Raw genomic sequence first — 25398 nt, forward strand, 5'->3', positions numbered from 1 at the left:
CAGGACAAGATCCACAACATCGCCCAGCCCCTCCCCGATCCCCTCCCCGATCCCCTCCTCCGGTCCCTTCGCCAATCGCCTCGACAAGCGGGCCGACGGCCGGACATGCTCTGCGCGATGACGAGAACAGACGACATGCCCACCGCGTGGGACGAGCGCACCCAGCTCACCACCTTCCTCGACTACGCCCGCGGCACCGTCCGCGCCAAGTGCGAGGACCTCTCCGACCCGGACGCCCGCAAGGCGCCCCTGCCCGGCTCGCCGCTGATGACCCCGAGCGGGCTGGTCAACCATCTGCGCTGGGTCGAGTACTACTGGTTCCAGGTCGTGTTCCTCGGCGAGGAGGACGAGGGACCGTGGACCGACGAGGACCCCGACCGCGAGATGCGCATCGCGGTCGACTTCCCGCTGGCGCGGCTCCTCGACGAGTACGCCGAACAGGCCGAGCGCTACCGCGCGTTGGTCGCCGCGCACGACCTCGACACCAAGGCGCGGGGGCCGTTCCGTGACGGCCGCCATGTGGACCTGCGCTGGATCCTCCTGCACCTGATCGAGGAGACGGCCCGGCACAACGGCCACCTCGACATCCTGCGCGAGGTGATCGACGGCACGACCGGCGTCTGAGCGGCACCGGGCCGCTCACGGCCGCGGTGAAAGACGGATGAAAGACCGCTGAAGGAGTCCGGAAAGGCGGCTCGCCGACACTGGTGGTGCGGGGCGGGCGACCGACGGGGGACACGCGGCGCCCGCCCCCGCTTCACCGCGTACCGGTGCCGCCTTCGCCGCGCCGCGTCCGGGCGCCTGGAGTGGCCGAATCCCGCCCCCCGGCAGCCCGTCGGTTCCCGTGAGCGAAGGCCGGCGTTGCCCGGCCGTCGCCCCTGGACTACGTTCTGTGAATGCTCTCCCCACGGCCCCGGTTCCGCCTGCTCGGACCCCTGGACGTCGAGATCGACGGACGGGCCGTCGTGCTCACCGGCCGGCAACGTGCGCTGTGCACGGTGCTCCTGCTGCACGCCAACCACGTCGTCTCCGTCGACCGGCTGATTCAGTGCCTGTGGGACGACCGCCCGCCCGGCGCCGGCGCGGCCCGCGTACGGGCCCTCGTGGCGGAGGTGCGGCGCGCCCTCGGTCCGGCGGGCACGCAGCTGCTGACCACGAGGCGGCCCGGCTACGTCATGCACGCGGGGCCGCACGAACTCGACCTGCTGGCCTTCGAGAACCTCATCAGGGACGGCTCGCGGGCCGCGGCCGACGGCGAGTGGCGCACGGCCCGGCGCTGCGGCGAACAGGCCCTCGCGCTGTGGCGGGACGAGCCGCTGGCCGACCTGTCGGAGGTCGCGGTGCGCGAGGCCGAGCGCCAACGCCTCGGCGAACTCCACCTCGTGGCCCGGGAGGGCATGGCCGAGGCGGAGATCGAGACCGGCCGGCACCGGGAGGCCATCGCCGAACTCCTCCGGCTGACCGCCGCCCACCCGCTGCGCGAACGCCCGCACGGGCTGCTGATGCGCGCCCTGCACCAGGACGGCCGCAGCGCCGAGGCCCTGGAGCTGTACACCGCGCTGCGCCGGCGCATGGTGGAAGAACTGGGCATGGAGCCCTCGGCCGACCTCAGGGACCTGCACCAGCGCCTGCTGCGCGGCGGCAGCGTCTCGGGCGGCGGCAGCACCGGCAGCGGTATCGGCGGCGGTGGCCTCGCCGGTCGTGGCGTCTCAGGCGGCGCTCCCGGCCCTGCGGCGCAGCGGTCCGCGCCCCCGGCCGAGCGGCCCGTTCCGCGTCAACTCCCGCCCACACCCCGCCGTTTCGTCGGCCGTGGCCGGGAACTCGACCGCCTCGACTCCTGTCTGCGCGCCGCCGAACCGCTCGCCCTGATCGTGGGACCGGCGGGCGTCGGCAAGAGCGCCCTCGCGCTGAACTGGGCCCACCGGGTCGCCGACCGCTTCCCCGACGGCCAGCTCTTCCTCGACATGCGGGGCTTCGACAACGCCGAGCCGATGACCCCCGAGGAGGCCCTGCCGCTGCTCCTGCAGGGCCTGGGCTGCGCCCCGCGCGACATTCCGCTGGGCACCGAGGCACAGACCGCGCTGTACCGGACGCTGCTGGCGGAGCGCCGGGTGCTGGTCGTCCTGGACGACGTGGCCGACGCCTCGTACGTACGGCAGTTGCTGCCCGCCTCGGCGGGCTCGCTGACGCTGGTGACGAGCCGCGACAAACTCAGCGGCCTGGTCACCCTGGACGGCGCCTACCGCGTCTCCTGCGACGTCCTCGACAGCGCCGCCGCACTGGAGCTGATCAGCGGCACGGTCGGCGCGGAAGCCGTGGCCGCCGATCCGGAAGCCGCGGCACGTCTCGTCGAACTCTGCGACCGCCTGCCGCTCGCCCTGTGCGTCGCGGGCTCCTGGATCGGCGACCGGCCGGGCAGTATCCGCGCTTACGTGCGCGACCTCGCCGACCGGGGCCGGCTGGCCCGGCTGCACGTCGAGGGCGAGGAGTCCGTCGCCGTACGGGCCGCGCTCGACCTGTCCTACGGGGCGCTGCCGGACGAGGCCCGCCGCGCCTTCCGCTGCCTGGGCGCGCTGCCGGGCACGGGCCGTTCGGTCGCGGCCGCCGCCGCTGCCGCCGGGCTCGACGAGCGGCGCCTGGCCGACCTGCTGCGGCTGGCCCAGCGCGTGCACCTGCTGCGCGACGTCGAGCACGGCCGCCCGGCCTGGCACGACCTCGTCCACGAGTACGCCCGCGACCGCACGGCCGCCGAGGACGCACCCGAGGAACGGGCCGCCGCCGTCACCCGCGTCCTCGACCACTACCTGCAGAGCGTCGTCAACGCCGCCGCCACGGCCGGCCTGTACGTCATGCGCACCCGCCCGGGCGCCGTCGAGGGCTCCCTGCCACGGGAGTTCGGGACGACGGAGGACGCGTACGCCTGGTTCGACGGGGAGTGGGACGACATCGCCGCCGCGATCGGGCACGCCGCCGAACACGGCCCCGCGCCGTACGTGTGGTGGCTGGTGGACGCGCTCCAGGACCTCTTCCACCACCGCCGCCCGCTGTCCGACTGGATGCGGCTGGCCACCCTCGCCCGCGAGGTGGCCGCGCGCGGCGGCGACGAGGTCGGCCAGGCCTCCATGTGTCTGTCCCTGGGCAGCGCCCGCTGGCGCAACGGCGACCTGCGGGGCGCCCTGGCGGAGTACGAGGAGGCGGAGGAGCTGGCGCGCAGGGCCGGCTGGGCCTACGGCGAGGCCGGCAGCCTCCAGGGCAAGGGTGTCACCCTCAAGCTGCTGGGCGAGCTGCGCCGCGCGCTGCCCTGCTACGACCGCGCCCTCGCGCTCTACCGCACCCTGGGCAACGTCAGGAACGAAGAGATCATGCTGATCAACACGGCGTCCCTGAACCTCGCCCTGGGCCGCCTGGACGCGGCCGAGGAGGCGGCGTGCGCGGCCCTCGACCTGATCGGCGACACGGCCCACCACAACCGCGCGATGGCCCTCGTCAACCTTGCCCTCGTCCGGCAGAAGCAGGCCCGGTTCGACGAGGCGACGGCGGCGCTGCGCACCTGCTTCCTCGTCTCCCGCGACTCCGGCTCCACCTACACCGAGGCCGTGGCCCTGGAGGCGCTGGGCCGGGTCCGCGCCGACGCCGGCCGGGACGACCGCGCGCTGCTCGCCTACGAGGACGCCCTCGCCGTCTCCCGGCGGGTGGAGAACCGCAACTGCCAGGTCGACAGCCTGGTCGGGATCGCCTCCGTGAAACTGCGCGCGGGCCGCGCCGACGAGACGGCCGGACACCTGGACGCCGCCTTCGAGATCGCCGAGCGCACCGGCCACCGCGCGGGCCTCGTCGAGGTCCTGCTGACCCGCGCCGACCTGGCCCGCGCCCAGGGCCGGCCCGCCGACGCCCTGGACCACCTGGAGCGCGCCGAAGGCCTCGCGGCCGACGGCAACCCCCTCACCCTCCCGCGGGTCCACCTCACCACCGCCCTGACGCTCCTGGACACTGGCACCCCCGCCGAGGCCCGTACCGCCGCGACCCGGGCGGTCGCCCTGGCCCGCACCTCCGGCCAACGCCTCCTGCACGCCCACGCCACCGCGGCCCTGGCCGCCGCCCACGAGGCCCACGGCGACACCGGGCCGGCACACGAGGCGCGGACGGCGGCGAAGGCCCTGTACGAGACGCTGGACACCCGGCCCCCGCCGGGCGCCCCCGTCCCGCACCACCACCGTCACCGCGACCTCCCCCCGGACGCGGAGTCCCGCCTCACCCTCTACCTGACCGAGCACTTCGACGGCTGACGGCCGCCGGCGGACGAAGTCAGCAGGCGGACGTCGCGTACGCGCTGCCGAGCCGCAGCCGGGGGTCGCGGGCGAGGATGCGCGCCTGCAGGGACCGCAGGTCCGGGCCCGGCTCGCACCCGAGCAGGTCGACCATCCGCAGTCGCAGCAGCTGGAAGCAGTCCAGCGCGTCCGCCTGACGTCCGCCCCGGTGCAGGGCCAGCATCAGCAGGCCCGCGACCTTTTCGTCGAACGGGTGCATCTCGGCCAGCCACTGCAACTGCGGCAGGCACTCCTCGTGCCGCCCCGCCCGCAGATACAGCTCCGTGCTGCCGACCAGCGCCTCCCGGTGCTCGCGCCGCAGCGCCACCCGCGCCGACTCCGCCCAGGCCGTGCGCACGTCCGACAGCGGCTCGCCCCGCCACAGCTCCAGGGCCCGCCCGTACAGGCCGAGGGCCGTCTCGGTCTCCCCGGCACGGGCGGCCTGCTGCGCCTGCCGGACCAGGCTGCGGAACCGCGCGGTGTCGACCCGGTCGTCGTCGATAGCGAGGACGTACCCGCCCCGCTTCCGGGCCAGTTCGAAGCCCTCGGCCCGCTGCCCGTCGGCCCGCAGCGCCTTCCGCAGCCGGGTGGCCTGGATGTACAGCGCGTCCCGCGGATGCTGGGGGCGGCGTTCCTGCCAGACCCGCTCGATCAGTGTCTCGTCGGCCACGAACGCCCCGGGGGTCCAGGCCAGCGCCGCCAGCAGCAGCTTGGTGCCGTGCGGCAGCGGCATCTTGTCACCGGACCGCGTACGTGCCTCGACACAGCCCAGCAGCTGGATTTCCATGACGTACCCCCGTACCTCGAACCACTCGAGTCACCACTGTGCGCGCGGGGTGTTCGGGTGGCGCATGGTTCGTGCACGGCTGGACCGGGCAGGCCCTCGCGCCTCAGTGCCGAGTCTTCCCGTAGCGGAGGAAGGCAGCGGTCTCCAGCGTCCACGGCCCGAAGGGCACCGTGTCCCCGAAAATGTACGGGTCCTGCTGCTGGTAGCGGTCCTTGCAGGGATCGGAGTGCACCTCGATGGTGCCGGTGCGGGGATCGACGATCAGTGGCGATGGCCCATGGCGGGGTATTCGGTGAGCTTCGCGCCGTAGTCGTTGTCGGGATTGGACGGGGAGACGATCTCGACGACCGCCAGCACCTGCGTCGCGTCGACCGCGAGGCCTTCTTCGTCGAGCACGGCCTCGGGGATCACGACGGCATCCGGACGCCGCATCCGGCCGATCGCGGGGTGCTCGATCTCGGGGCCGTTCGCGCAGATGTAGCCGGGGTGCGTGGTGAGGAGCTGCTCGTCCAGCTGCTTGCAGATACGCCGGACCGTGCCCTCGTGGCGCTTCGAAGGGCTCGTCATGGCGAGGAACGGCCCGGAAGGACCGATCTCGACGATTCAGGACCCTTCCAGATGTTCGGCGAACGCCGTGAGCTCCTCGGCGATCGTCCGCATCTTCGCGTAGTCCATGGCCTGAGGGTAGCTAGAGGGCCGGTCCGGAGCCAGGAGGAACGAGTGAAGGCCCACGCCGGGTGGGCGCGGGCCTTCGTCCCCTGGAGCGGACGTTCATGGGCTCGGGTCAGTGGGCCGGGAACGTCCGCTCCGGAAGAGGGCGGCTGACGAAACGGGGCGTGTCAGGCCGCCGCCTCGGGGTCCTTGGCGAGACGGGGCGCCGGCACCTCGGCCGGGGCGTCCGCCGTCTCGGGGTAGTGGCATGCCGTCAGGTGGCCCGGCTTGTTGCCCTCGACCTGCACCAGCGGCGGAGCCTCGGACGCGCACTTCTCCGTCGCCTTCCAGCAGCGCGTGCGGAAGCGGCAGCCGGAGGGCGGGTTGATGGGCGAGGGCACGTCACCGGTGAGGCGGATGCGCTCACGGGCGGAGGCGTCCTCGTCCTGCACCGCGGCCTCGGGCACGGCGGACAACAGCGCCCGGGTGTAGGGGTGGCGCGGGTTGCCGTACAGCTCGTCGCGGTCGGCGATCTCGACGATCTTGCCGAGGTACATGACCGCGACCCGCTGCGAGAAGTGCCGTACGACGGCCAGGTCGTGGGCGATGAAGACGAACGCGATGCCCAGGTCCCGCTGCACCTTCTGGAGCAGGTTGACCACCTGGGCCTGGATGGACACGTCGAGCGCGGAGACCGGCTCGTCGGCCACGATCAGCTTGGGTTCGAGGGCCAACGCCCGGGCGACACCGATGCGCTGGCGCTGGCCGCCGGAGAACTCGTGCGGGAAGCGGTTGTAGTGCTCCGGGTTGAGACCGACGATCTCCAGCAGCTCGCGTACGCGCCCCTCGCGCCCGCCCGCCGGGTTGATGTCGTTGATCTCCATCGGCCCGGAGATGATCTTGCCGACCGTCTGGCGCGGGTTCAGCGACGCGTACGGGTCCTGGAAGATCATCTGGATCTCGGACCGGATCGGCGCCAGCTGCTTGCGACCCGCGTGGGTGATGTCCTGGCCGCGGTAGGAGACCTTGCCGCCCGTCGGCTCCAGCAGCCGGGTGATCAGCCGGCCCGTCGTCGACTTGCCGCAGCCGGACTCGCCGACCAGACCCAGGCTCTCGCCCTCGGCGACCTGGAAGTCCAGCCCGTCGACGGCCTGCACGGCACCGACGGTACGCCGGATGGGGAAGCCGCCCTTGATGGGGAAGTGCTTGGTCAGACCGCTGACGTCCAGGAGGGGGGTGGTGCTGCTCATGGTGGTGAAGTCCCGTCTCTTCTACGTCAGTTGGTCCGCGTCGTGGCGAAGTCGGCGAAGAGTTCGCGCTTCTGCTCGGGGGTCAGGTGACACGCCGAGCCCCGTCCGTCCGTGATCTCCAGCGCCGGCTGCTCGGTGACGCACAGCCCGCCCTCCACCTTCTCCGCGAAGGGGCACCGGGGGTGGAAGCGGCAGCCGGACGGCGGGTTGAGCAGCGAGGGCGGCGAGCCGGGGATCGGAGTGAGCGGCACGTCGACCGGACCGTCCAGGCTCGGCATCGAGCCCAGCAGACCCAGCGTGTAGGGGTGCTGCGGGCTGCGCAGGACCTCCTCCTTGGTGCCCCGCTCCACGCACCTGCCGCCGTACATCACGAGGACGTCGTCCGCGATGTCCGCGATGACGCCCAGGTCGTGCGTGATGAAGATGATCGCGGTGCCGAACTCCTGCTGGAGGTCCTTGAGCAGGTCCATGATCTGGGCCTGGACCGTCACGTCGAGGGCCGTCGTCGGCTCGTCGGCGATCAGCAGCTCGGGGTCGCAGACCAGCGCCATCGCGATCATCGCGCGCTGGCGCATGCCGCCGGAGAACTGGTGCGGGTAGTCGTCGATGCGCACGTCCGGCTGGGGGATGCCCACCCGGCGCAGCATCTCGACCGACCGCGCCCGGGCCTCCTTCTTGGAGGCGCCCGTGTGCTTCCGGTACGTCTCGCCGATCTGCGCGCCGATGGTGTGGTACGGCGACAGCGAGGCGAGCGCGTCCTGGAAGATCATGGACATCTTGTTGCCGCGCAGCTGCTCCAGCTCGCGCTCGGTGGCGGTGATCAGCTCCTTGCCGTCGAGCGTGATCTCGCCGTCGAGGGTGGTGTTGCGCGGGTCGTGCAGGCCCAGGATCGCCATGTTGGTGACGGACTTGCCGGAGCCCGACTCGCCCACGATGCCGAGGGTCTTGCCCTTCTCCAGGTCGAAGGAGAGCCCGTCGACGGCCTTGACGACGCCGTCCTCGGTGGAGAAGTGCACACGCAGGTCGCGCATGGAGAGGAAGGGGGTGCTCATGGTTCTCTCTCTCCTCTAGGCGAGGCGCACGCGCGGGTCGATGAGGGCGTACAGAGCGTCGACGATGATGTTGAAGACGACGATCGCGCCCGCGGCGACGAGGACGACGCCGAGCAGGATGGGCAGGTCGTTGTTGCTGACAGCCTTGATGGAGAGCATGCCGAGGCCCTGGAGACTGAAGGTGGACTCGGTGATGATCGCGCCGCCGAGCAGGACGCCGAGGTCGAGTCCGAAGATGGTGACGATCGGGCCCATCGCGCCGCGCCAGGCGAAGCGGAAGAACACCTTCCGGCGGGAGAGGCCCTTGGCGCGGGCGGTGCGGACGTAGTCCTCGCTCAGCGCCTCCACCATCTGGGAGCGCGTCATACGGGTGTAGTTGGCCGTCCAGATCAGTGAGAGGACGATCCACGGCACCAGCAGACCCTTGGCCCAGGCGGCGGGGTCGTCCGTGAACGGCGTGTAGCTGGCCCGGTCCAGGACCTTCCACTGGTCGACCAGCAGATAGGTGGCGAGCACGCCCACGACGTAGATCTGCATCGAGGACGCGATCAGCGAGGCCGAGCTGGCGATCTTGTCCAGGGGCTTGCCCTGCTTCACGGCGGCCAGCATGCCCGCGCCGATGCCGAAGATCAGGTAGATGACCGAGCTGCCCAGGGAGAGCGACAGGGTGGTCGGGAAGCGGTCCGCGATGATCCCGAGGACCGGCTCGCGGCTCTGGAACGAGAAGCCCAGGCACGGCGCGGGGCAGTGCCCGAAGGACGTGTACTCACGGCCGACGAAGATGCCCTTGAGCCAGTCCCAGTACTGCACGGGCAGCGGATCGGCGATCCCCAGGTTCTTCCGCACCAGCTCCAGGGTCTCGGGGGTGCAGGCCTTGCCGCAGGCGATGCGGGCGGGGTCGCGCGGGGCGGCGTAGAACAGGACGAACACGATGGCGCTGATGATCACCAGGATCACCGCGGCGCCGAGGATTCGTCGGACAAGGAAGCGGAGCATGGCAGTTGGGTTTTCCTGACGGATGCCGAAGGGGGGAAGGAGGCGGGGCGGCCGGAGGCCGCCCCGCCACGAGGGCCGGTCGTCAGGCCTTCACGAACGTCTTGTAGAGCAGGGTCGCGGAGAAGTTCGGGTCGAACTGCGCTCCGCCGACCTTGGTGCCGTAGACGTAGTAACGGCGCTGGTACATCTCGGGGATGATCGGCGCGACTTCGGTCATGATCTTCTTGTCGAGCGCGGCCCAGGCGGCGCCCGCCTTCTTCTGGTCGGTGATGACCATGTTCTTCTGGATCGCCTCGTCGATGAAGGGGATCTTCGTCTGCGAGACGTTGTAGAGACCGTCGCCGACGCTGGCGCTGTCGAACAGCGGCTGCATCATCGTGTAGGCGGTCGGCCAGTCCGGGGACCAGCCGTACCACATCACGTCGAAGGTGTTGTCGACCTTCGCGATCTGGTCGTAGTACGTCGTCGAGTCGACCGGCTTGATGATGGGGGTGAAGCCCGCCGCCTTCAGCGCGTTCTCGATGACGACCTTGGTCTTGTTGTAGGTCGGGTCCGCCGGGAAGGCGTAGACGATCTTCATGCCCTCCTTGCCGGCTTCCTTCAGCAGCTTCTTCGCGGCGGCCGGGTCGCCCTGAGGCGTCTTCAGCTTGCCGTAGACGTCGAACTTCTCGCGGCCGAGGATGTCGGGGCTGAGGATCGTGGTCGCGAAGTCGCCGGAGGACGGGCCGCCGTAGATCTGGCGGATCTGCTGCAGCGGCCAGGCGTGGTTGAGGGCCTGACGGACCTTCAGGTCGGTGACGCGCTTGGTGTTGATCGCGTAGTAGTACGTGCCGGTGAGCAGGCCGTTGAAGGTGCGCTTCTTGAGCTCCGGGTCGGTGAGGACCTTCTGGATGCGCTCGGCGGGCACGCCCTTGTAGATGGAGACCGCGTAGGCGTCGTTGCCCTGGGAGGCGATCAGGCGGTCCACGCCGTCCAGGGTCTCGATGCCGAAGGTGAACTCGAAGCCGTCCGGGTAGTTGTTGCGGATCGAGTCGGTCTTCGGGTCCCAGTTCTTGTTCCGGGTCAGCGTCATCGACTTGTCGGTGACGTGGCTCTTGACCATGTACGGGCCGCAGGCGGCCGGCATCTTGTCGTACTTCTCCTTGGTGTCCAGCTTCGGGGACACCGCGGCGTACGAGTGCATCGCCAGCGTGAAGTTGAAGTCGGGGCGGGCCTCGGCCAGGTTGAAGGTGATGGTCCGCTTGGCCTTGTCCGTCACGAGCTGCGTGAGGTGCTTGCCCTTGTACGGGCCCTCGTACGCGTCACGCCACTTGCCGCCCTTGCCGGTGATGGCGATCTGGACGTAGCTGGCGGACTCGATGATGAACGGGGCCCACAGACGCTCGATGCCGTGGCGCACGTCCTCGACCGTCAGCTCGGTGCCGTCCTGCCACTTCAGACCCTCCTTCAGCGTGAAGGTCCAGGTCTTGCCGGCGTTGGACATCGTGCCGGTGTCCTCGGCCAGGTCGCCGACCAGCTTCTGGTGACCGCTGGAGTCGATCTTGTAGCCGGTGAGGCAGCGGTGCAGCAGCAGCGCGGCGGTGGAGTTGTACGCGTAGTAGATGCGCTGCGGGTCGAGGTGCGAGAAGTCGTCCGGGGCGATGCCGTAGATCGTGCCGCCCTTCTTGGCGCCCGCGATCTCGGGGGCGGGACCGGTCGAGTCGGCCTTGGTGCCGACGGTGACCGTGGCGCCGGTGTACTCCGTGGCGCCCCCGCTCGGGGTGGAACTGCCGCCTCCCGCGTCACCGCTGCTGCACGCCGAGAGGAGCGTCGACCCCGCGGCGGCGACAGTCGTTGCTATGACGAAGTTTCTGCGGGAAAGAGACATGGCTGACCCGATTTCTCGTGGAGTGACAGAGGTGCGTGGTGCGCTCCGGCCGAGCCCCGTCGCCCGGGCGGAGTGAGGTGGTTCAGCGCTTGGTCTTCGGGTCCAGAGCGTCGCGGACCGAGTCGCCGAGCAGGTTGAAGGCCACGACGAAGATCACCATCGACAGGCCCGGGAAGAGCATGAAGGTGATGTCGTCCTGGTAGTACTTGGCGCCGAACTGGAGCATCACGCCCCAGTCCGGAGTGGGGTCCGTGAGACCGACACCGAGGAACGCGAGGCCCGCTTCCGCCGTGACGTAGGTCGGCAGCAGGAGTGTCGACTGGATGAGGATCGGCGTCCACAGGTTGGGCAGCAGTTCCTTGAAGATGATGCGCGCCGGTGATGCACCCGTGACCTTGGCCGCCTCCACGAACTCCCGCTCGCGCAGGGCGAGAACCTCGCCGCGCAGCAGTCGGGCGATGGAGGCCCACCCGAACGCCGTCATCACGATGATGAGGCTGGTGACCGTCAGCCAGATCGGGGTGTTCTCGTCCGGGGCGACGAAGATCGCCAGGACGACCGGCCAGAAGGCGATGAAGAACAGCGTCTGCGGGAAGGCCAGCAGGATGTCGATGACCCGGCCGACCAGGTAGTCCGTCTTGCCGCCGAGGTAACCGGCGGTGATGCCGATGACGACGCCGAGCAGGGTCGTCATGAGGGTGGCGGCGGTGGCGATGAGCAGCGAGTTGCGCATGCCGTACAGCAGGAACGTCAGCACGTCGCGGCCGAGCTGGGGCTCGATGCCGAACCAGAACTCGCTGCTGATGCCGCCGTTCGCCTTGATCGGGAAGTTGAACTCGTTGAGCAGGCCCGGGATGTTCATGCCATAGGTGGTGTACGGGTCCTTTCCGTACAGCTTGGCGATGAGGGGCGCGCCGATCGAGACGACGAAGAAGAAGATCACCACATAGGCGGATATGACGCCCGCACGGTCGCGCTTGAATCGGCTCCAGGCGAGCCGGCCCGGCGAGCGACTCTCGTTGCCCTTGGGGGCCGAGGACTTCGCCGGTGCCGCGTTGTCTTCGTCGGTCACCTCGAGAGCGGTGGCCGGGGAAGGGGTTGGGGGGGTCATGATGCTCCGTGCCCTGTGGGTCAAGGACCCCGCAGGGCTCTCCCTACGGGCTACGCCGGACTTTTTCAACGTAATTCATTCAAGGTCAATAAATTCTGGTCTGCCTTGGTCTTCTCTTTACCTTCTTTGCTTGGGCTTGACCGTACCGTAGCTACGCGTGTAGCGCGCCGTAATCGTCTTGTGTCCAAATTCGGGCCAACTGGGCGAAACGGGCAACGAGTTCGATATCCGGTCGCCCTAGTGTCGGAATGCGTACATCTCGGGGTCACAATCCAACGGTTCGGCAACGGATGGTGGTGATCCGTTGTGCACCGCGCCGGAGATCCATTGTGACCTGCGTAGTAGATCCTTTTCGACCCCCCAGCAGGAACCTGCTGTCTGGGGGCGGCGCTCTTGCGCCATCCCCCGAATAGCCCCGCGTCCCCCTCCCGTTGGGCGCGGCCTGTGTGCGTCATGCATCTTTTGAGGCGATATTGACCGTTAACGGATCGCAAGATCGGTGCCCACGTGCCGACGGCACAGCGCTCAGGTAAAAGCGCGGTCAATGAGGAGGCATCCATGCGGGGAGCCACGCACGCCAAGTGGGCCGCCTGCGCGGCGGCGGCAGTGCTCGCGGCCACGGCCTGCGCAGGTGGGGGGAGTGGCGGCGGAGGCGGCGGTGGCGGCGCGGTGCTCAGCTCCTCCTGGGGGGACCCGCAGAACCCCCTGGAGCCGGCCAACACCAATGAGGTGCAGGGCGGGAAGGTCCTCGACATGATCTTCCGCAGCCTGAAGCGGTACAACCCGGAGACCGGCGCGGCCGAGGACATGCTGGCCCAGAGGATCGCCACCACGGACTCCCAGAACTTCACGATCACCGTCAAGGACGGCTGGACGTTCAGCAATGGCGAAAAAGTGACGTCGAAATCCTTCGTCGACGCCTGGAACTACGGCGCGAGCCTGAAGAACAGGCAGAAGGCCGCGGAGTTCTTCAAGTACATCGACGGTTACGCCGAGGTGCACCCGGAGAAGGGCGCCCAGACCGCCGACACCCTCTCCGGGCTGAAGGTCGTAGACGATCGCACGTTCACCGTGCGGCTCAGCCAGAAGTTCTCGTCCTTCCCGGACACCCTCGGCTACGCCGTCTTCTCGCCTCTGCCCAGGGCGTTCTTCGACGACCACGACGCCTGGCTGAAGAAACCGATCGGCAACGGGCCCTACACGATCGCGTCGTATACCAGGGGCTCGCAGATGAACCTCGTCCGGTGGGACGCCTACCCGGGGGCGGACAAGGCGCGAAACGGCGGGGTGACCCTGAAGGTCTACACCGACCCCAACACCGCCTACACCGACCTCCTGGCCGGCAACCTGGACCTCACCGACGACGTGCCCGCCGCCCAGCTCAAGAACGCCCCGAGCGACCTCGGCGGCCGGTACCTCAACCAGCCCGCCGGCATCATCCAGACGATCGCCTTCCCCTACTACGACAAGGAGTGGGGCAAGGCCGGCATGGACAAGGTCCGCAAGGGGCTGTCCATGGCCATCGACCGCGACCGGATCACCGAGACGATCTACCAGAAGACACGGGTACCGGCCACGGACTGGACGTCACCGGTCCTCGGTGTGAAGGGCGGCGACAAGAAGGGGCTGTGCGGCGAGTGGTGCACCTATGACCCCGGCCGGGCCAAGCAGCTGATCCAGGAGGGCGGGGGACTGCCCGGCGGACAGGTGAGGATCACGTACAACGCGGACGCCGGCTCGCACAAACAGTGGGTCGACGCGGTCTGCAACTCCGTCAACAACGCCCTGGGCGACGACAAGGCCTGTGTCGGCAGCCCGATCGGCACCTTCGCCGACTACCGCAGCAAGACGACCCAGCAGAAGCTGAGCGGCCCCTTCCGCGCCGGCTGGCAGATGGACTACCCGCTCATCCAGAACTTCCTGCAACCGCTCTACTACACCAACGCCCCCTCCAACGACGGCAAGTGGTCCGACAAGGAGTTCGACCGACTCGTCGACCAGGCCAACGCCGAGACCGACAGCGCCAAGGCCGTCGCACTGTTCCAGAAGGCCGAGGAGGTCGTCCGGGACGACATGGCCACCATCCCGCTCTGGTACCAGAACGGCACCGGCGGCTACGCGGAACGACTCTCCGACGTCAGACTCAACCCGTTCTCCGTCCCCGTCTACACCGACATCAAGGTCGGCTGACCCGCCATGGGACGCTACGTCGTCCGCCGTCTGCTGCAGATGGTCCCGGTGTTCATCGGCGCGACGCTGCTGATCTTCCTGATGGTGAACGTGATGGGCGACCCCGTCGCGGGCCTGTGCGGGGAACGGACGTGTGATCCGGCGACGACCGCGCAGCTGGAGAAGGAGTTCGGCCTCGACCGGCCCGTCTGGCAGCAGTACCTGACCTACATGGGGAACGTCTTCACCGGCGACTTCGGGACGGCGTTCAACGGCCAGCCGGTCACCGAGCTGATGTCGACGGCGTTCCCGGTCACCGCGCGGCTGACGATCGTCGCGATCCTCTTCGAGATCGTCATCGGCATCACCCTGGGTGTGATCACCGGCCTGCGCCGGGGCCGGCCCGCCGACACCGGTGTCCTGCTGGCCACCCTCGTCGTGATCTCCGTCCCCACCTTCGTCACCGGCCTGCTGCTCCAGCTGTTGCTCGGCGTCGAGTGGGGCTGGATCAAGCCCTCCGTCTCCGCGGCCGCAGGCTTCGACGAACTCCTCGTGCCCGGCCTGGTGCTGGCCTCGGTCTCCCTGGCCTACGTCACCCGCCTGACCCGTACCTCCATCGCGGAGAACAGACGCTCCGACTACGTCCGTACGGCCGTCGCCAAGGGGCTGCCGCACCGCCGGGTCGTGACCCGGCACCTGCTGCGCAACTCCCTCATCCCCGTGGTCACCTTCATCGGCGCGGACATCGGTTTCCTGATGGGCGGCGCGATCGTCACCGAACGCATCTTCAACATCCACGGCGTCGGCTACCAGCTCTACCAGGGGATTCTCCGCCAGAACACCCAGACCGTGGTCGGCTTCGTCACCGTCCTCGTGCTGGTCTTCCTGGTCGCCAACCTGCTCGTCGACCTCCTGTACGCCGTACTCGACCCGAGGATCCGCTATGCCTGAACTGGAGCCCGAGGGCGACATCGCCGCGACCGGCGCGGGCGCCGCGACGGACCTCGCGGCGAGCGGGGCGCCGTTCCTGGAGAAGACCGTCGAAGGGACGGAAAGCACCGCCGCAGGGGCCTCGGGCAAACCCCGCTCCCTCTGGTCGGACGCCTGGCACGACCTGCGCCGCAACCCGGTCTTCATCGCCTCCGGCCTGATCATCCTCTTCCTGGTCCTCGTCTCCCTCTGGCCCTCGGCCATCACCTGGACGAGTCCCCTCAAGTGCGACCTGGCCAAGGCCCAGGAGGGCTCCCAGCCCGGCCACCCCTTCGGCTACGACGGCCAGGGCTGCGACGTCTACACCCGCACGGTCTACGGAGCCCGTACGTCCGTCACGGTCGGCGGCCTGGCCACACTCGGCGTGGCACTCTTCGGCAGCGTGCTCGGGGGGCTGGCAGGCTTCTTCGGCGGAGGCTGGGACGCGATCCTGTCCCGGATCACCGACATCTTCTTCGCCATCCCGGTCGTCCTCGGCGGCCTGGTCCTCCTCTCCGTGGTGACCAGCAATACGGTCTGGCCGGTCATCGGGTTCATGGTGCTGCTGGGCTGGCCGCAGATCTCCCGCATCGCCCGCGGCTCGGTGATCACCGCCAAACAGAACGACTACGTCCAGGCCGCCCGAGCCCTGGGCGCCTCCAACTCCCGTCTCCTGCTGCGCCACATCGCCCCGAACGCCGTCGCCCCGGTGATCGTCGTCGCGACCATCGCGCTCGGCACGTACATCGCGCTGGAGGCGACCCTGTCCTACCTGGGCGTCGGCCTGAAGCCGCCGACGGTCTCCTGGGGCATCGACATCTCCGCCGCCTCCCCCTACATCCGCAACGCCCCGCACGCCCTGCTGTGGCCCTCGGGCGCCCTCGCTCTCACGGTCCTGGCGTTCATCATGCTCGGCGACGCGGTCCGCGACGCCCTCGACCCGAAGCTGAGGTGACGGCCGGATGCTGCTCGAAGTACGCGACCTGCACGTGGAGTTCCGCACCCGGGACGGGATCGCCCGGGCCGTCAACGGCGTCAGCTACGGCGTGGACGCGGGGGAGACCCTCGCCGTGCTCGGCGAGTCGGGCTCCGGGAAGTCGGTCACCGCTCAGGCGATCATGGGCATCCTCGACATGCCGCCCGGCCGGATCACCGGCGGCGAGATCCTCTTCCAGGGCAGGGACCTGCTCACGCTCAAGGAGGAGGAACGCAGGAAGGTCCGGGGCGCCGAGATGGCGATGATCTTCCAGGACGCCCTGTCGTCCCTGAACCCCGTGCTGTCGGTCGGCGACCAGCTCGGCGAGATGTTCGTCGTCCACCGGGGCATGTCGCGCAGCAAGGCGCGGACGAAGGCCGTGGAGCTGATGGACCACGTCCGCATCCCCGCCGCCCGGGAACGGGCCAAGGACTATCCGCACCAGTTCTCCGGCGGCATGCGCCAGCGCATCATGATCGCGATGGCACTCGCCCTCGAACCGGCGCTCATCATCGCCGACGAGCCCACCACCGCCCTCGACGTCACCGTCCAGGCCCAGGTCATGGACCTGCTCGCGGAGTTGCGGCGCGAGTACCGCATGGGGCTCGTCCTCATCACCCACGACCTCGGTGTGGTCGCCGACGTAGCCGACCGCATCGCGGTCATGTACGCGGGCCGGATCGTCGAGTCCGCCCCGGTCCACGACATCTACAAGGCCCCGGCCCACCCCTACACCCGTGGCCTGCTGGACTCCATCCCGCGCCTGGACCACAAGGGCCGGGAGCTCTACGCCATCAAGGGCCTGCCGCCCAACCTCATGAACATCCCGCCGGGCTGCGCCTTCAACCCGCGCTGCCCGACGGCCCAGGACGTGTGCCGCACGGACGTACCGCCGCTGTACGAGGTCGACGAGTCGGACGCGGACCGCACCAGCGCGTGCCACTTGTGGAGGGAGTGCCTGCATGGCTAGTTCCGCGACGGCCTCGTCCGCAGAGCCGATCCTCGAAGTGAGCGGGCTGGTCAAGCACTACCCGCTCACCCAGGGCATCGTGTTCAAGAAGCAGGTCGGTTCGGTGAAGGCCGTCGACGGCGTCGACTTCACCCTCGGCAGGGGCGAAACCCTGGGCATCGTCGGGGAGTCGGGCTGCGGCAAGTCCACCGTCGCCAGGATGCTGGTCAACCTGGAGCGGCCGACCGAAGGGCGGATCCGCTTCAAGGGCGAGGACATCTCCAGGCTGTCGGGCAGGGCCCTGCGGGCGGTCCGGCGCAACATCCAGATGGTGTTCCAGGACCCGTACACCTCCCTCAACCCGCGCATGACGGTCGGCGACATCATCGGGGAGCCGTACGAGATCCACCCGGAGGTGGCTCCCAAGGGCGACCGGCGCAGAAAGGTCCAGGATCTCCTGGACGTCGTAGGCCTCAACCCGGAGTACGTCAACCGCTACCCGCACCAGTTCTCCGGCGGCCAGCGCCAGCGCATCGGCATCGCGCGCGGGCTGGCCCTGCGCCCGGAGGTGATCGTCGCCGACGAGCCGGTGTCCGCGCTGGACGTGTCGGTCCAGGCACAGGTGATCAACCTGCTGGACCGCCTCCAGAGCGAGTTCGACCTCTCCTACCTCTTCATCGCCCACGACCTGTCGATCGTCCGGCACATCTCGGACCGGGTCGGGGTCATGTACCTCGGCCGGTTCGTGGAGATCGGCAAGGACGAGGAGATCTACGACCACCCGACCCACCCCTACACCCAGGCCCTGCTCTCCGCGGTCCCCGTCCCGAACCCGGAGGCGCGCGAACACCGCGAGCGGATCATCCTGACGGGCGACGTCCCGTCCCCGACGAACATCCCCTCCGGCTGCCGCTTCCGCACCCGCTGCTGGAAGGCTCGGGAACGCTGCGCCCTGGAGGTACCGGTCCTCGCGGTCCCGGCGGAGTTCCGCCTCGTCACCGGCCCCGCCGCACACGACTCGGCGTGCCACTTCGCGGAGGAGAAGCGGGTGGTCCCACCCGGGGAACCGCCTTCCGCGACGACGGACGATCATGTCGACGCGAGGGCATAGTCGTACATTTGCACAGCAACCTCGTTAACACGCAGGCAACTTGGCTGACCCGTTTCCGATATACGGACGCGTCAGTCTGAACAACGTACGGCCGTGCGGGTGCCGTAAACGGGCCGGGAGCGCCATGTCTCCCGGCCCGTTGCCTCTTTTCGCGCCCAAACCGGCGCCGCTCTCGCGGACGTGGCTGGTGCTTCGTCGTGGTTCCTCGATCATTGGTCGAGGTGCTCTGCGGAGAGTCTTCGCTCAGCCCAGTCCGAGAGCGCGCCGGAGGAAGTCCACCTGGAGCAGCAGCAGGTTCTCCGCGACCTGTTCCTGCGGGGTCATGTGGGTGACGCCCGACAGGGGCAGGACCTCGTGCGGGCGGCCGGCCGCCAGCAGGGCGGAGGCCAGGCGCAGGGCGTGGGCGACGACCACGTTGTCGTCGGCCAGGCCGTGCACGATCATCAGCGGGCGGTGCGGTTCGGCGGGGTAGGAGAGTCCCTCGTCGGTGACGAGCGAGCTTTTCGCGTACGCCTGCGGGGAGGTGGCCGGGTCGCCGAGGTACCGCTCCGTGTAGTGCGTGTCGTAGAGCCGCCAGTCGGTGACCGGGGCGCCCGCGATGCCCGCGTGGAAGACGTCGGGGCGGCGCAGCACCGCGAGGCCCGCGAGCCAGCCGCCGTAGGACCAGCCGCGGATCGCCACCCGGGAGAGGTCGAGGGGATGGCTCTTCGCCAGATCCTGGAGCGCCTCGATCTGGTCGTCCAGGCTGACCGTGAAGTCGTGGTGGATCGCCTTCTCCCAGCCGGGGGAGCGGCCCGGGGTGCCCCGGCCGTCGGCGACGACCACCGCGAAACCCTGGTCGGCGAACCACTGCGAGGTCAGGTGCGCGTTGTGCGCGGCGAGGACACGGGGGCCGTGCGGGCCGCCGTAGGGGTCCAGGAGGACGGGCAGGGGGGCGCGGGGCGAGGTGTCACCGGGGTAGTCCGTAGGCATAAGCACGGCGCACGGGATACGGCGTGCGCCCCCCTCGGTGAGGATCACGCGAGGGGACAGACCAGGATCTTCCGCAAGGGACCGGACAGTCGTCGTCGCCTTCCCGTCCGCCGGCTTGCCGCCCCGCAGTACCCGCGCCACGCTCCCCGGCCGGTCCAGGGTCGCCGACACCACAACGGTCACGTTCCCCGCGCGCACCGCCGAATGCACGCCGGGCTCCTGGGACAGGCGCTCCACGCCGAGCTCGTTGACCCGGTAGACATGCACCTCGCCGGTCTCCGGAGCGGCCGCGTCCTGACCGGCCGAGGCGGAGACCAGCACGTCGTCGGCCGTGACGTCCAGTACCGCCCGCACATGCAACTGGGCTCCCGTCAGCGGACGTTCGCCGACCGTGAGGACCCGGGCGCCGCCCTCGTCGGCGATCCGGACCAGCTGTCCCGAAGGGCTCCAGCAGGGCACTCCGGGGAAAAGATCCAGCCAAATCAGATCTTCGTCGGCGTGCACCATCCGAGTCGTCCCGGAGTCGGTGTCCACCGCCAGGAACAGCTGACTGCGCTGGTCGCGCGCCTGTACGAGCAGCAGCGGCGCCCCCGCCCCTGACCAGTGCACTCGCGCCAGATACGGGTAACGCGCCCGGTCCCAGACGACCTCCGTGCGCACCCCGTCGAGCCCGAACACGAACAGCCGTACGTCCGCGTTGGCCGTCCCGGCAGCCGGATAGGGCACGTGTTGTGGGTCACGTTTCGGCTGGGCCGGATCGGAGATCCACCACCGCTCCACCGGCGTGTCGTCCACCCGCGCCACCAGCAGTCGATCCGATCCCGGAGCCCACCAGAACCCGCGCGAGCGCCCCATCTCCTCGGCCGCGATGAACTCGGCCAATCCATAGGAAACCGTGTCCGATCCGGGCTCCGCCACCGCCCGGTCGTCCTCGCCCTCGGCGCCCACCACCCGCAGGGCGCCGCCCGCGACGTACGCGACGAGGCGTCCGTCGGGGGACGGCCGGGGGTCGATCACCGGCCCGGGAACAGTGAGTTCGGTGGCCGTGCCGGCCCGCAGTTCCGCCGTGAAAAGCCGCCCTGACAAGGCGAAAGACGCCAGCTCGACGGCCTCGTCGGTGGCGTAGCCGATGATCCCCGCACCCCCCTCGCGGCTGCGTTCGCGGCGCGCCTTTTCCTCGGGCGAGAGGTCCTCGGAGGCGCCGCCGAGGAGGGCGCGCGGGTCGGCGGCCAGGCGTTCGGTGCCGTCCGCCGGATCGAGTACCCACAGGGAGGTCGCACGGTCCGTGCCGGAGCCGGAGCGCAGGAACACGACCCGGGAGCCGTCGGGGGCGACGGTGAACGAACGCGGCGCGCCGAGGGTGAAACGCTGGGTGCGTGCGTGCCGGCGGGGGAAGGAGTCGGACTCGGTCGTCATGGCCCGACCATATTGGCCATGCGACCCCCTTGTGCGGCTGTGCGCCGCGAGATGCGCGCCCACACATAGTTATGATCACTAGCGCTGCGTGGGTATGAACCTGCTGGCTGATGTATGGATTTACAAGTTCCCTCGCTCTGTTTTTGCCCCCACGTTCCCGGGTTCTTGGAGGTGAGCCGCCGTGGCACTCTCGATTTCGGCGGTGGTGCTGCTGGCGATCATCGTCTTCTTGTTGATCAAGAAGTCTGGCCTGAAGGGCGGTCACGCGGTTGTCTGCATCCTGCTCGGCTTCTACCTCGCCTCCTCGACGATGGCGGGGACGATCAACGACCTGACGACGAGCGTGGCGAGCATGATCGGCAGCATCAAGTTCTAGACGTACGGCACGAACACGGCCCAGGCCTCGGGCGAGAGCGCGAGGCGGGGGCTGTCATCGGCGTCGGCGTACTTGGAGTCGCGGACGTGGATGGTGGTGGGGGTGGGGGGCGATCTCTACGCAGGAGTCGCCCTCGGTGCCGTCGCTGTAGCTGCTCTTGAACCACGCCAGTTCGGAGGCGTGCTGCCCGATGGAGTGCTTGCGGATCATGTCTCTCCCAGCAGTTGCTCGATGAGGCTCTAGCGACTCCCCCGGCCCGAGAGCCTGCGCCCGGATGGTGCCATACCGCATAAAGCGGGCGGCCACTCTGAGTGACGTGATCCAGGAAACCGTCTCTTCCGAGCCCCAACCCGGCCACCACTTCCGCAACTTCGGCGTGCGTCTGTCACCCACACCTCGCGGAGCCCACCTCGCGCGACTGCCGGCGGTGGAGCAACTGCGCGCCTGGGGGCTGCCGTTGGACCCGGCCTGCCAGATCGTCGCCGACCTCGCGGCGAACGCGGCGACCCACGGACGTGTGCCGGGCCGGGACTTCCGGCCGTCGCTCTACGCCATCGCGAACACGCTGCGCATCGAGGTGACGGACGCGTCGGGGGACCGGCCGCCCCGCCCCCGGCAAACGGTTCCGGAAGCCGATTCGGAGTCCGTCGGGGACTGCTCCTGGTCGAGGCGCTGGCCGACCGGTGGGGCTGGGCTCCGGAGATGCGTCCACGCAAGACGGTGTGGGCCGAGGTCGTACTCCCACCGGAACCCGACGCGTCGCGCTTCGGTGCCTCGTGCTGCGACGCGAGGGGCGCTCTCTTTCCAAGGACCACGACGGTGAAAGAACCCGACCAAGCCCCACCCCTCCCGCCCGCTGCGCAAACTCACTCCCGCGAGTGAATATGCCAACTGGAGTGGATTTGCGGCGGGTTGCCTGCCCTACGCTCGGCGCAGCATCACCACCACACAACCGCAGACATGCGACGGCCCCCGCCGGGACGGCAATCCCAGTGCGAGGGCCTGACCACCAAGGAAGTTAGGGCTTCCCGATGGACACGCAAAACCCTAGCGCGCCCCCATGCGCCGAGTCCCGTAACACGGGCAAAAACCACCCCCACGCGGGCGGACTCACCCACGACAACGCCCGCCACACCACCCGCTTCACGGTGATCGGCAACCACCTCGCCCAGCACGGGGAGTTGTCCCTCCTGGCGATCGGACTGGGCGTCCACATCCAGTCGCTGCCCAAGGGCGCCCGGGTCGACATCAAGACCCTCACCGCCCGCTTCCCCGAGGGCGCGACCCGGATCGCCGCCGCCCTGCGCGAACTGGAGTCCCACGGCTACCTCCGCCGCGAACGCAAGCGCATCCCCGGCGGACGCATCGTCACCCGCACGGTCTCCTGCAACCAGCCCGGACGCCACGGCAGCGCGCCCGAGCCCGCCAGGCCGCCCGCCCGACGCCCCGCCCCGGACAGCCGCCCACCCCGCAAGAAACTCCCGGCGGTCCCCCAGCCCGCCTACCCCGCCCCCACGCTCCTGCAGACCGCCGTAGACCTCCTCGCCGGCCTCCGCCGCCACGACCCCCGCCTCCTCCTCTCCGCCACCGACGCCGACCACCTCGCCCCCGGAGTCGCCGCCTGGCTGGAACGAGAGGTCACCCCCACCGTCGTACGCCACGCCCTGACCAACGACCTCCCCGAGGAGCCCCTGCGCCGCCCAGCAGCCTTCCTGGCCCACCGCCTGGCCGCCCAGCTGCCGCCCCTCCCGCCGTACCGGGCCCCCGCCCCGCCCCCGGACACCCCACGCCGACTCCGGAACTGCGGCGGCTGCGACCGCGGCTTCAGATCCGCGGGATCAGACAGATGCCGCGACTGCCGGCCGCCCCACCACTGAAAATCAAGGAACCACATGGTCAGCTCGCCGCACGAAGCGATGCACCGCATCTTTCAGCACGACACAAGGCTCTTCAGCCGCGTCTCGAAGGTTCTCGGATGTGACCTCCCCGTCCCGGACAGCGTCACGATCCTGCCCACGGACCTGACCGAGACCGGCCCGGTCGAACGGCGGGTGGACACCCTTCTGCGCCTCGACAGCGCGGAACACGGCGCGTTCCTCCTCGCCATCGAGGCCCAGGGCAAGAAGGACCTCACCAAGCCCGCGAGCTGGGCGTATTACACCGCGTATCTGTGGAGCAAGTACCGGCTGCCCACCGCTCTCATGGTCGTGGTCCAGGACCACGCCACCGCCGCATGGGCCCAGCGACCGGTGGCCAGCGGGCCTCCTCAGCTGCCCACACTCACCATCAGGCCCCTCGTGGCGGGTCCCCACAACATGCCGGTGATCACCGACCCGGCGGAGGCCCATGAGGACCTCGTACTGGCCACACTCGCCGCCATCACACACGCGGGCGATCCGGCCATTGCTGACATACTGAAAGCCCTGTCCACCGCGCTGCGGAACGAACGCGAAGACAACAAGCGCGAAGACGTCGTCGACCCCATCATCGAACTCATCTCACAGGGCCTGGGCGATCGCCCGGCCAAATCGCTCTGGAGGAACCTGGTGGCCGTGGATCTCTCCTTCTACAAGTCGGACATCGCGGAGGAGCTCCGCGACGAAGGCCGTGACAAAGGCCGTGCTCAGAGCCGTGCGGAGGACATCCTGTTCGTTCTGGAACAGCGCGGCATCGAAGTTCCTGGCGAGGCCCGCGACCGGGTCATCGGCTGCGACGACCCCGAGATCCTGCGCCGCTGGTTTGCGCGTGCTCTCACCGCCCCGGCAGTCGAAGACATCTTCGACAACGAGTAGGCATGGCCGTGGATCTTTCCTTCTACAAGTCGTACCTCGCGGAGGACCTCCGCGAGGAAGGCCGTGAGGAAGGCCGTGTGAGAGGCCGAGCCCAGGGCCGCCTCATCGCCCATGTGGAGTCCGTACTGATCGTCCTGCAGGCGCGCGGCATCGACGTGTCCGAGGAGGTCCGTGAGCGGATCACCGGATGTGCCGATCCGGAGATGCTGCGCCACTGGCTCGGCCGCGCCATCACCGCCACATCCGTCGCCGGGATCTTCGGAGACGAGCAGGCCTCGTAGGCTGGCCCCATGAAGGAACTGCCCGCCCGGCGTCTGCTGCTGGTGCACGCGCACCCGGACGACGAGTCGATCAACAACGGCGCGACCATGGCCAGGTATGCGGCCGAGGGCGCCCATGTGACCCTGGTCACCTGCACGCTCGGGGAACGCGGCGAGGTCATCCCGCCGGAGCTGCGGCATCTGACCGGCGCTGCCCTCGGGGAGCACCGGCTGCGTGAGCTCACCGCGGCCATGGCCGAGCTCGGTGTCGACGACTTCCGGCTGCTCGGCGGCGCGGGCCGTTACGGCGACTCCGGGATGATGGGCCTCCCCGACAACGACGACCCCGCCTGCTTCTGGCAGGCCGACGTCGACGAAGCCGCCGCGTCCCTTGTCGAGGTGATCCTCGAGGTACGCCCCCAGGTTCTCGTCACGTACGACGACAACGGCGGCTACGGCCACCCCGACCACATCCAGGCCCACCGCGTCGCCCTGCGCGCCGCGGAGCTGGCCGAGGGCGCCGGGTGGCGCATCCCCAAGGTGTACTTCAACCGCGTCCCGCGCTCCGTCGCCGGGGCCGCCTTCGCCCGGCTCCGGGAAGAGCTGCCGGGGCTGCCCTTCGCCAAGAGCGCGGTCGTCGCCGACGTCCCGGGTGTCGTGGACGACGACCGCGTCACCGCAGAGATCCACGGCGGCGACGGCGACGGTGCGTACGCCGCCGCCAAGGCCGCCGCGATGCGCGCGCACGCCACCCAGGTCGAAGTCGCCCCCGGAGAGCGGTACTTCGCCCTCTCCAACGACCTCGCGCAGCCCCTCTTTGCGATCGAGTACTACGAACTCGTACGCGGCGAGCCCGCTCAGCGACATGAGACCGATCTCTTCGCGGGCGTCGCGGGCGTCGCGGGCGTCGCGGGCGTCGCGGGCGTCGCGGGTACCGCCGGTACGGAGGAGGTGGCCTGATGTCCGACCGTGGTTCGATGCTCGCCCAGCCGCTCCGGATGCCTCCCGCCGGACGGGTCGCCGCCTATGTGGGGCTCGTGGTGCTCGGCGCCGTCGCCGGTCTCGCCGGGGCGCTCGTCCAGGCGGGCTGGTTCCCGGGTGGGCTGCTCCTCGCGCTCGTGGGCGCGGGCGGGCTCTTCGTCGGCGGGGCGCGGGCGCTCGACACCCGCGCCGGGGCCGTCGCGCCCGCCGCCGGCTGGATGATCTCCGTCATCCTGTGCACCGCGGGCCGTCCCGAGGGCGACTTCCTGTTCGGCGTGGGAGGCGGTTCCTACCTCTTCCTGCTCGGTGGCATGGCACTTGCTGTGATCTGCGCCACGATTGGTTTGGGGCGGCAACCGGGCGGCGATGGCGTCCGACTTGGCAAGTGACGTACCACTTCACCCTT

20 protein-coding genes and 3 pseudogenes are annotated in these 25398 nt (G+C 69.7%); 14 read left to right on the forward strand and 9 right to left on the reverse strand.

The genetic code is table 11. From position 1 onward, the window contains the following. Window positions 1-117: 117 nt before the first annotated feature. Together OG289_RS32670 and OG289_RS32675 are read left to right on the forward strand one after the other, a co-directional pair. Complete coding sequence (locus tag OG289_RS32670) at window positions 118-624, forward strand: DinB family protein (protein WP_327317639.1); 507 nt, start codon at window positions 118-120, stop codon at window positions 622-624. A gap of 272 nt (window positions 625-896) precedes the next feature. Further along, entirely contained in the window at window positions 897-4286 is a 3390-nt protein-coding gene (locus OG289_RS32675; RefSeq protein ID WP_327317640.1) for an AfsR/SARP family transcriptional regulator, read from the forward strand. Between the two features lie 19 nt (window positions 4287-4305). Here OG289_RS32675 and OG289_RS32680 read toward each other — a convergent pair whose 3' ends face one another. From OG289_RS32680 to OG289_RS32710, 7 genes and pseudogenes are all read right to left on the reverse strand, one after another. Then, a complete protein-coding gene (locus tag OG289_RS32680) occupies window positions 4306-5094 on the reverse strand; it encodes an AfsR/SARP family transcriptional regulator (RefSeq protein WP_327317641.1) in 789 nt (262 codons plus the stop codon). Between the two features lie 103 nt (window positions 5095-5197). Further along, a pseudogene (locus OG289_RS32685) lies at window positions 5198-5697 on the reverse strand (Uma2 family endonuclease). A 236-nt stretch (window positions 5698-5933) separates the two neighbouring features. After that, the gene (locus tag OG289_RS32690; RefSeq protein WP_327317642.1) at window positions 5934-6995 is read right to left on the reverse strand and encodes an ABC transporter ATP-binding protein; all 1062 of its coding nucleotides are present in this window, start codon (window positions 6993-6995) and stop codon (window positions 5934-5936) included. 26 nt (window positions 6996-7021) lie between these two features. Continuing rightward, on the reverse strand, window positions 7022-8047 hold the full coding sequence (locus OG289_RS32695) for an ABC transporter ATP-binding protein (RefSeq protein WP_327317643.1): 1026 nt from the start codon (window positions 8045-8047) through the stop codon (window positions 7022-7024). A 15-nt stretch (window positions 8048-8062) separates the two neighbouring features. After that, a complete protein-coding gene (locus OG289_RS32700; RefSeq protein ID WP_327317644.1) occupies window positions 8063-9043 on the reverse strand; it encodes an ABC transporter permease in 981 nt (326 codons plus the stop codon). An 82-nt stretch (window positions 9044-9125) separates the two neighbouring features. Continuing rightward, window positions 9126-10910: an ABC transporter substrate-binding protein gene (locus tag OG289_RS32705; protein ID WP_327317645.1), complete on the reverse strand. Its 1785-nt coding sequence runs from the start codon at window positions 10908-10910 to the stop codon at window positions 9126-9128. Between the two features lie 82 nt (window positions 10911-10992). Continuing rightward, window positions 10993-12021, reverse strand: coding sequence for an ABC transporter permease (locus tag OG289_RS32710; protein WP_327317646.1), 1029 nt, complete (start codon window positions 12019-12021; stop codon window positions 10993-10995). A 558-nt stretch (window positions 12022-12579) separates the two neighbouring features. On the opposite strand from OG289_RS32710, the gene OG289_RS32715 reads away from it, so the two are divergent. From OG289_RS32715 to OG289_RS32735, 5 genes are read left to right on the forward strand one after another with little or no spacing between them, the layout of a single operon-like run. Then, window positions 12580-14211, forward strand: coding sequence for a peptide ABC transporter substrate-binding protein (locus OG289_RS32715; RefSeq protein ID WP_327317647.1), 1632 nt, complete (start codon window positions 12580-12582; stop codon window positions 14209-14211). 6 nt (window positions 14212-14217) lie between these two features. After that, window positions 14218-15141 carry an ABC transporter permease gene (locus tag OG289_RS32720; RefSeq protein ID WP_327317648.1) on the forward strand — a complete coding sequence of 308 codons (924 nt, stop codon included), beginning with the start codon at window positions 14218-14220 and terminating at the stop codon, window positions 15139-15141. Continuing rightward, window positions 15134-16114 (forward strand): ABC transporter permease, encoded by a 981-nt coding sequence (locus tag OG289_RS32725; protein ID WP_327317649.1) that lies wholly within the window; start codon window positions 15134-15136, stop codon window positions 16112-16114. The genes OG289_RS32720 and OG289_RS32725 overlap by 8 nt, the downstream gene beginning before the upstream one ends. 7 nt (window positions 16115-16121) lie before the next feature. Continuing rightward, window positions 16122-17105: an ABC transporter ATP-binding protein gene (locus tag OG289_RS32730; protein ID WP_327317650.1), complete on the forward strand. Its 984-nt coding sequence runs from the start codon at window positions 16122-16124 to the stop codon at window positions 17103-17105. Further along, the gene (locus OG289_RS32735; RefSeq protein ID WP_327317651.1) at window positions 17098-18195 is read left to right on the forward strand and encodes an ABC transporter ATP-binding protein; all 1098 of its coding nucleotides are present in this window, start codon (window positions 17098-17100) and stop codon (window positions 18193-18195) included. The genes OG289_RS32730 and OG289_RS32735 overlap by 8 nt, the downstream gene beginning before the upstream one ends. Before the next feature lie 243 nt (window positions 18196-18438). On the opposite strand, the gene OG289_RS32740 is transcribed toward OG289_RS32735, so the two are convergent. Continuing rightward, on the reverse strand, window positions 18439-20583 hold the full coding sequence (locus OG289_RS32740) for a prolyl oligopeptidase family serine peptidase (protein WP_327317652.1): 2145 nt from the start codon (window positions 20581-20583) through the stop codon (window positions 18439-18441). A 181-nt stretch (window positions 20584-20764) separates the two neighbouring features. Here OG289_RS32740 and OG289_RS32745 point away from each other — a divergent pair, with 181 nt between their 5' ends. Then, entirely contained in the window at window positions 20765-20959 is a 195-nt protein-coding gene (locus OG289_RS32745) for a hypothetical protein (protein ID WP_030783885.1), read from the forward strand. Here OG289_RS32745 and OG289_RS32750 read toward each other — a convergent pair. Next, a pseudogene (locus OG289_RS32750) lies at window positions 20956-21250 on the reverse strand (DUF397 domain-containing protein). The gene OG289_RS32745 and the pseudogene OG289_RS32750 overlap by 4 nt on opposite strands. A 16-nt stretch (window positions 21251-21266) precedes the next feature. On the opposite strand from OG289_RS32750, the pseudogene OG289_RS32755 reads away from it, so the two are divergent. The 6 genes and pseudogenes from OG289_RS32755 to OG289_RS32780 form a co-directional block, all read left to right on the forward strand. Further along, window positions 21267-21712 (forward strand): annotated as a pseudogene (locus OG289_RS32755) (ATP-binding protein); the annotation flags it as partial. Window positions 21713-21990: 278 nt separating this feature from the next. Beyond that, complete coding sequence (locus tag OG289_RS32760) at window positions 21991-22836, forward strand: helix-turn-helix domain-containing protein (RefSeq protein ID WP_327317653.1); 846 nt, start codon at window positions 21991-21993, stop codon at window positions 22834-22836. Between the two features lie 15 nt (window positions 22837-22851). Next, window positions 22852-23751, forward strand: a complete 900-nt coding sequence (locus OG289_RS32765) for a hypothetical protein (protein WP_327317654.1) — start codon at window positions 22852-22854, stop codon at window positions 23749-23751. Window positions 23752-23753: 2 nt separating this feature from the next. Beyond that, entirely contained in the window at window positions 23754-24032 is a 279-nt protein-coding gene (locus OG289_RS32770) for a hypothetical protein (RefSeq protein WP_327317655.1), read from the forward strand. 9 nt (window positions 24033-24041) lie between these two features. Then, window positions 24042-24971 carry an N-acetyl-1-D-myo-inositol-2-amino-2-deoxy-alpha-D-glucopyranoside deacetylase gene (mshB, locus tag OG289_RS32775; protein WP_327317656.1) on the forward strand — a complete coding sequence of 310 codons (930 nt, stop codon included), beginning with the start codon at window positions 24042-24044 and terminating at the stop codon, window positions 24969-24971. After that, complete coding sequence (locus OG289_RS32780; protein WP_327317657.1) at window positions 24971-25381, forward strand: DUF6113 family protein; 411 nt, start codon at window positions 24971-24973, stop codon at window positions 25379-25381. Before mshB ends, OG289_RS32780 begins: the two co-directional genes overlap by 1 nt. Window positions 25382-25398: the final 17 nt, after the last annotated feature.

It is taken from the genome of Streptomyces sp. NBC_01235 (assembly GCF_035989285.1).
Taxonomy (GTDB): domain Bacteria; phylum Actinomycetota; class Actinomycetes; order Streptomycetales; family Streptomycetaceae; genus Streptomyces.

Bases quoted from the DNA above. Each gene is read 5' to 3' on its own strand.
- OG289_RS32695 (WP_327317643.1), bottom strand. From the start codon at position 8,047: ATGAGCACCCCCTTCCTCTCCATGCGCGACCTGCGTGTGCACTTCTCC.
- OG289_RS32705 (WP_327317645.1), bottom strand. From the start codon at position 10,910: ATGTCTCTTTCCCGCAGAAACTTCGTCATAGCAACGACTGTCGCCGCC.
- OG289_RS32765 (WP_327317654.1), top strand. From the start codon at position 22,852: ATGGTCAGCTCGCCGCACGAAGCGATGCACCGCATCTTTCAGCACGAC.
- OG289_RS32670 (WP_327317639.1), top strand. From the start codon at position 118: ATGACGAGAACAGACGACATGCCCACCGCGTGGGACGAGCGCACCCAG.
- OG289_RS32725 (WP_327317649.1), top strand. From the start codon at position 15,134: ATGCCTGAACTGGAGCCCGAGGGCGACATCGCCGCGACCGGCGCGGGC.
- OG289_RS32720 (WP_327317648.1), top strand. From the start codon at position 14,218: ATGGGACGCTACGTCGTCCGCCGTCTGCTGCAGATGGTCCCGGTGTTC.
- OG289_RS32675 (WP_327317640.1), top strand. From the start codon at position 897: ATGCTCTCCCCACGGCCCCGGTTCCGCCTGCTCGGACCCCTGGACGTC.
- OG289_RS32740 (WP_327317652.1), bottom strand. From the start codon at position 20,583: ATGACGACCGAGTCCGACTCCTTCCCCCGCCGGCACGCACGCACCCAG.
- OG289_RS32735 (WP_327317651.1), top strand. From the start codon at position 17,098: ATGGCTAGTTCCGCGACGGCCTCGTCCGCAGAGCCGATCCTCGAAGTG.
- OG289_RS32730 (WP_327317650.1), top strand. From the start codon at position 16,122: ATGCTGCTCGAAGTACGCGACCTGCACGTGGAGTTCCGCACCCGGGAC.
- OG289_RS32710 (WP_327317646.1), bottom strand. From the start codon at position 12,021: ATGACCCCCCCAACCCCTTCCCCGGCCACCGCTCTCGAGGTGACCGAC.
- OG289_RS32690 (WP_327317642.1), bottom strand. From the start codon at position 6,995: ATGAGCAGCACCACCCCCCTCCTGGACGTCAGCGGTCTGACCAAGCAC.
- OG289_RS32780 (WP_327317657.1), top strand. From the start codon at position 24,971: ATGTCCGACCGTGGTTCGATGCTCGCCCAGCCGCTCCGGATGCCTCCC.
- OG289_RS32770 (WP_327317655.1), top strand. From the start codon at position 23,754: ATGGCCGTGGATCTTTCCTTCTACAAGTCGTACCTCGCGGAGGACCTC.
- OG289_RS32715 (WP_327317647.1), top strand. From the start codon at position 12,580: ATGCGGGGAGCCACGCACGCCAAGTGGGCCGCCTGCGCGGCGGCGGCA.
- OG289_RS32760 (WP_327317653.1), top strand. From the start codon at position 21,991: ATGGACACGCAAAACCCTAGCGCGCCCCCATGCGCCGAGTCCCGTAAC.
- OG289_RS32680 (WP_327317641.1), bottom strand. From the start codon at position 5,094: ATGGAAATCCAGCTGCTGGGCTGTGTCGAGGCACGTACGCGGTCCGGT.
- OG289_RS32700 (WP_327317644.1), bottom strand. From the start codon at position 9,043: ATGCTCCGCTTCCTTGTCCGACGAATCCTCGGCGCCGCGGTGATCCTG.
- mshB (WP_327317656.1), top strand. From the start codon at position 24,042: ATGAAGGAACTGCCCGCCCGGCGTCTGCTGCTGGTGCACGCGCACCCG.